The sequence below is a fragment of the Nonomuraea sp. NPDC003214 genome (assembly GCF_053590035.1).
This window is the reverse complement of the sequence record NZ_JBSFSX010000039.1, coordinates 1-5837: the sequence shown is the minus strand read 5'-3', so window position 1 is coordinate 5837 and position 5837 is coordinate 1. Positions and strand designations below refer to the sequence as shown.

The window sequence follows — 5837 nt, the reverse complement described above, 5'->3', positions numbered from 1 at the left end:
ACGACCCGAAGCCGTTCGTGTGGACCAAGACCGCCGAAGAGATCCTGGAATCCCTCGCTAAATATTGCCGACGAATTTCATGCGCATGACACTAGGCAGAGCCTGGAAACTGCTTAAGGGAGTACGGGCCGTCCTGCGGCACGAGTCCGACTATCCCGTCTACCTTGTGATCGACAGCCTCTGGCTGTTGAGACTCGCCGTGGGGTCGACAGGCCGCGCGCGGAACGAGGCGGTGCATACATCCAACCGTGGCATGGGTTGGCATGCCAGGAGTCGTGCGCACCCAATTGGCGCGATCTCGGCCGCAGCCGCACATCACCGGACCACCTAGAGTCCTTCAATCGGCGCATATCCTGGTCAGGAACTCTCTATGGCTGCTGGACGATGGTGCCCCGATAGGACCCGAACTGCGGCACCCGCTTTAGGAGAGCGCGAGCTAATCCGTCTCCTTGGGCGGCTTGAGCTGGGTAAATAGCCTGACTAGCGCGCAGGTCAGTCAAGATCATCCCATGTATGTCCCCAACACGTGCAGGCTGGCCGCGGCGTCAGTTAGCCGACAGAGAACTTCGGACGGCAGACGACCTGCTCAGGTCGCGCGCCGGAACCCTATTGGATCAGTACCTATGGCTCCCGTTGCGGCGGTTCGTGTCTAGCACTAGGCAAGAAGCAGTCGAACCGTCTCAGCGAGCACGCTCCCAGCATGTGCCCAGGACGGCCAAGGCCCGGGCACAGCCGCTGGTGCGCTTGGCCGCGGTTCGATGTGGATGACGGGCAGGCGCCGATCGGCGCGGTTGCAGACGTAGACATAGGTGTTGCGGCTGGCCCACCGGGAATCGTCCCAGTCCTGGGCGGCGGTCGACGAACAGAACTCGATATTCGGTCGTGCTCAGCTCTCGCGGCCGCCGAGCCCAGAACCTCACCCATTTCGTGCATGACGAGGGAGGCTCGGCCCGGTTCGCACTGCTCGGTGGTCTTGCGTGCGCGCTTGAGGATGGCGCTCACGGCCAGCGTCGCAAGGCGACGGTGTGAGGGCGGCCGCGATCGAGGCTGAGTGGCGTGCCCGCCTGCTGAGGATGCTCCTGGAGGTCCCCGGCCCGGTCCATGCCCTGCGGAATCTCCCGGCTCCGCCGACGGGCACGGTCTACAGCCACATCAGCGGGTCGGTACGGTCCGGTGTGGTCGTCCAAGCCGGCCGGATAGAAGGGGGCCACCTTCTCTGCTCCTCCAGGCACCCCTCAGGGCCGAGCTTGGCAGGGGGGCAGGGCGGCATGCGGGGCCAGAGTTCATGAAGCCTTCGGTGACGAGGAGGCGCGGGCCGGTGCGTCCGGCACGAACGCCCACCCGGGGTGGCAGGATCATGACTTTTTCGGGGATACCGATGGCGCGATGATGACCACGTGGGGCGAAAAGGGTGGGAGCGATGGGCTTGGCGCGTGGTCGCCTCGGTCCTGCCCTCCGCGGTTGCGGGCGGGGTGGGCTGGGAACGGCTTCGGGCCATCGCCGAGGAGGAGACGTCCTCCTTGGAGAAGGCCAGCTGGATCGCGGGGATCCTGGGACCGCCCATCGCGATCATCGTGTTCGTCCTGGAGGGCAGGCGCGCGGCGAAGAGCCGTGAGGCGGAGGAGACTCGGCGCAGGCTCGTGCCACCGCCGGTCGGTCCCGCCGATCTGGCCCCCGTCGAGACGGTCGCCGAGAAGACGCGGTTGCTGAATCGTAAGAGCGAACGAGCGACACTCCGGGCGAGGCTCCTTGGCGAACGGGGCGGCGTCGTCATCGTCAGTGGTGAACGAGGAGTCGGGAAGTCCCGGCTCGTGAAAGCGGTCCTGGACGCCCTGAAGAAGAGGCCCTGGATCCGAGCGCGACCGCGAATCATCGAGCACGAGGCCCCTCCCGACAGGAACGTGTATCTCCGCGTGTTGACCGGCGACCTGGATGGGCTGCTGGACGACGAGATGAGTTCGTGGGACAGACCCCTGGTGGGCGCCTCGGAGCTCGACAAGTTCAAGGCGACGCTGGAGGCGCTCGGGAAGAGGCGCGTCGTGATCGCCATCGAACGTGCCGAACACCTGCTGTACCCCGACACCCATGAATTCCTCAACCCCGAGTTGGACCAGGCCTTCGAAACACTCGCCACCACTTCGGGACATCGGGTCATCGTCATCCTCGTGACCCGGACCGTGCCGCGAACAGCTTCACCGCGCACCTGGCTGGCGACGTGCACCGCGCTCGTCGTTGGCGGACTTCCCGCCAAGGATTTCACCGGTTATCTCGGCGAGCTGGACAAGAAGTGCGGACATGGCCTGGCCGGTGCGCTCGCGGGCTGTCATGAGCAGTTCCGGGGCAATCCGCGACTTGCCGAGTTGGCTCACGCGATCCTCGAATTACCGGAGTACGACGTCAACCGGCTCACCCGGACCCTGGCCGGTGTCCGTCCCGACTACGTCTCGCGGGTCCTCGTCCGTGACCTGGTCAAGGGTCTGGGGCTGACGGCGCGCCGTATCCTCGAGGCCCTCGACGCCTTCGGCACGGCCATCGACGCCGCCGCCGTCTGCGAGGTCTTGAAGGACAAGTATGCCGAGGACGAGCTGAAAGCCGGACTGGCGACGCTGGTGGACAAGCGCCTCGCGCACAGGACTCCGGACGGCCGTTACTATTTGCCGCCGTCGGATGCCTCCTGGCTTTGTGAAGGCACTCCGGAGGATCGGCTCAGCGACGCCCAGCAATCGGACCTGCTGAATCTCGCCGCCACCCACCTGTGGAATCACCGCGTACGACCCGTCGGCGCGATCGAGGACCTGCACTTCGATTTCGCGGCGCTGAGGGCGTACGGCCGCGCGAACCTGCAAGTCTATGCCTACCCGCCGCTGCTCGAGGAGCTTGAGGCAGAGCTGGAGAATTGGAATTGCGGTTTTCTGCTCATCGAGCATCGCAAAGCGCTCAGGGAGCAACTCGTCGAGCCGGAAGAATCTGTACGGAACAACGAAAACTCACTCGGCCATCTCTACGCCTCGAAAGGAGACTTCGATGCGGCAGTCAAAGCGTACGACAATGCCGCCCGCCACGCCGACGCTCTGCAGGACCTGCCCAACCGCATAAAAATCCAGGTGAACCTGGCGGGTGCCTACCAGTGGCACAACGACATGGACTTCGCCTACCTCCACTACGCCGAGGCCCGAGACCACTGCGACGAGCTGATTCGCAGCGATCCGGAGCAGTACAACGACTTACGGGCCGTCAGGGTGGGCGCCCTTGAGGGAATGGCCGACTGCCAACGACATTGGGGCCTGTACGACGAAGCTCTTCAACTCGCCCGAACGGCCTTGTGTGAACCCCTGAACCCCGCGTTTCCGGACACCGCCGAGGAACGGGACGCCGCGACCCGAAGGATCGGCCTGGCCATGAAGGCGGCCCGGTGGCATACCGAACTCGGTGAGCATGAGAACGCGCAGGATCACGAGGAGACCGCAAGGCTGTACGCGTCCGACAGCAAGCAGAAATGGCTGTGGGCTACCTACATGGCCGCGCTCGCCGAGATCCACGTTCTGCGGGGCGATTTCACGGACGCGATCCCGGCGGCGAACCTGGTGCTTGACGACGCGATGGAATATCGTGATCCGCTCCTCCTGCTACGGGCACGAACGAGCCTGTGCTGCGCATACCTGCTGAAGGACGGGCCCGACCCGGCCGAAGCCTCGCGACAGATCGAGAGCGCCGTACGGTACCGGCGACCGGGCGGCCCGCTCATCGTGCCGGCGCTGCACGCACTGGTCTCCGTGGCCACCCAGAAACAGGGTCACGACAGCGACGAGGCCGTCGCGTTCTTCCGCAAGTTGTTCGAGGAGACGGAGAAGCGGATCACGCATGACGATCAGGACGTCACCGCGTGGCTCTACAACGGGTTCGCCAGCTGTGGCCTGCCCGGTCCGAACGGCCCGGAGAACGCCATCGAGGCGTTCAGGACGGCACATGGCAAGATCTCACAACCCGTGCCGAAGCGAATCGCCCAGCTCATACGCATGATCGAGCTGCTCGACCAGCACAGCAGACCACCGGGCCGGTTGACGCGGGTTGTCCACACCCTCCAGTCGTTGGGAGCACGCCCGGCCGACAACTGAGGTCGCCCCGGCTCAGCCGGGCGGTCTCGTGGGATTCGACGGGAAATCCGGGAGCCTATGCAGCCAGCCCTCTTCCTGCGCTCGGACGATCGCCTGGATGCGGGTCGAGGCGCCGATCTCCCGGTAGAGGGCCTGCAGGAGCCGGAACATCGCGCGCTCCGAATACCCGGCCCGCCTGGCGAGCTGGGCTACCGTCGCTCCCTCGGAGAGTTGCCTAAGCCATGACAGCTGCCGCGGGCTGAGGGTTGGAGGGACGGGCATCCCGCGCGCGCCGCTGGCGAGCGCCGCAGCCACCTCCGACGGCATCACCGCTTGCCCATCGAACGTCGCCTCGACCGTACGGCTCAAGGCTCTCGGCGTCACCTCGCGCGGAAGCACGGAACGGGCGCCCGCCTGAATCGCCTGGACACCGAGCGCGGCGGGCTCCTCCTCGCCGATCAGCGCGATCACGGCATGCTGGTCACCTGCGTCACGCAGTCGCCTGAGGAGCTCCCAATCGCGCTCGCGCGCGAGCGTCAGCAGCACGACCGTGCGCTGTCCATGGCGTAGCCATGCCACGACGTCGGCAGGAGTCTCGACGTCGTGGCCTGCGGCGGACAAGACGGCGGCGACTCCCTGCCGAAACATGGGCAGAGGGTCAACAACCGCGACGTGAACGGCCACTGGTGGCAGGCGATCCCTTCTGGCCCTTCTGAATGGCTACGAGCCTAGACAGCAAGATTGTTGGGCGCCCAGCCTCGATGCGCGGATCAGACGGGTTTTCGCGGACCGTGGTCATGTTCACGCCCGTGCCTGTTCATGGACCTGCGGCTCGTGCTCTTCCTAGCGTCGGGAACGATCCGCGCCAGGGAGGTCGTCATGGGCAACCCCAACCAGCCGCCGTTCTACGTCATCGTGACCAAGACCAAGCCCAGGACCAGCACTCAGGGAAGCGACCTGGTGGGCGAGCTCCCGGCAGAGCTTCGGGTGGCCATCCGCAACCTTGCCGCGACACAGCCGGACATGCCAGCGGAAACCATGAGAGACAGGCTCCTGGACGGGCCGAGACAGGCGGAGATCAAGAAAGCCGGCATGAGCCTCCTGCTGAACCTAATCAAGACCATCAAGGAACAGTTGCGGCGAGGCGAACCCTGATGATCCCCAGTCACGGTTTCCGCGGGCTGGACGCTCGGCTGCGACAGCTTGGTCGTCTTGATGGACCCCACAAGCAGCCTCGGTCACGTCATCGGTGGCGGGCGAAGCCGAGGCCGGAGCAGGGTACGCCAGCGGGAAGCTCGGACCTCGGCAACTGGGTAGCGTTCCTGGTCAGCACCGACCTCGTGGCGGTGGTAGTCGTTCTCGGTACACGTCGCGCGCGAAGTTGTGTGGGATCCTGTCCGATCTCGGGACGGACCCAGTCCTGGGCGGGGGCAGCGCCAATCGTCCCGTTTGCTATCTTCTTCGGAGGCATTTTCGTGGCCGGGCACCTTGGGATCCGGGGCGGTCGGGGCCAGCGGGCGCCACTGGTTCGGCTGGCGATTCTGATTCCGCCATTGCAGGCGAGGATGAGCCTGGGGTGAGTGTGCCGGCGCCTAATCGTCTAGATGATTGATCCCAAGGGGTGGAGATCGGCTGTTCGGCTGCGGATATGAAGCGAGGGCGTTCAAGATCCGTTTGTGACGACAGAACTGAACACCCTCGCGACAGCACTGTACGTGAAGATCGACGATCAGCTGATCGCTT

At 65.3% G+C, this 5837-nt stretch carries 3 protein-coding genes; 2 read left to right on the top strand and 1 reads right to left on the bottom strand.

What is annotated here, in order from left to right; all coding sequences use genetic code 11:
* Positions 1-1433 precede the first annotated feature (1433 nt).
* Positions 1434-4115 (top strand): AAA family ATPase, encoded by a 2682-nt coding sequence (locus ACWDXC_RS45155; protein WP_449993234.1) that lies wholly within the window; start codon positions 1434-1436, stop codon positions 4113-4115.
* A gap of 12 nt (positions 4116-4127) precedes the next feature.
* Here the strand turns inward: ACWDXC_RS45155 and ACWDXC_RS45150 are convergent, their stop codons facing one another.
* Entirely contained in the window at positions 4128-4715 is a 588-nt protein-coding gene (locus ACWDXC_RS45150; protein WP_449993232.1) for a hypothetical protein, read from the bottom strand.
* Positions 4716-4973: 258 nt separating this feature from the next.
* Here ACWDXC_RS45150 and ACWDXC_RS45145 point away from each other — a divergent pair, with 258 nt between their 5' ends.
* On the top strand, positions 4974-5249 hold the full coding sequence (locus tag ACWDXC_RS45145; RefSeq protein WP_449993230.1) for a hypothetical protein: 276 nt from the start codon (positions 4974-4976) through the stop codon (positions 5247-5249).
* Positions 5250-5837 lie beyond the last annotated feature (588 nt).

Excerpts from the sequence above, each read along its gene's own strand:
- ACWDXC_RS45145 (WP_449993230.1), top strand. The coding sequence starts at position 4,974 with ATGGGCAACCCCAACCAGCCGCCGTTCTACGTCATCGTGACCAAGACC.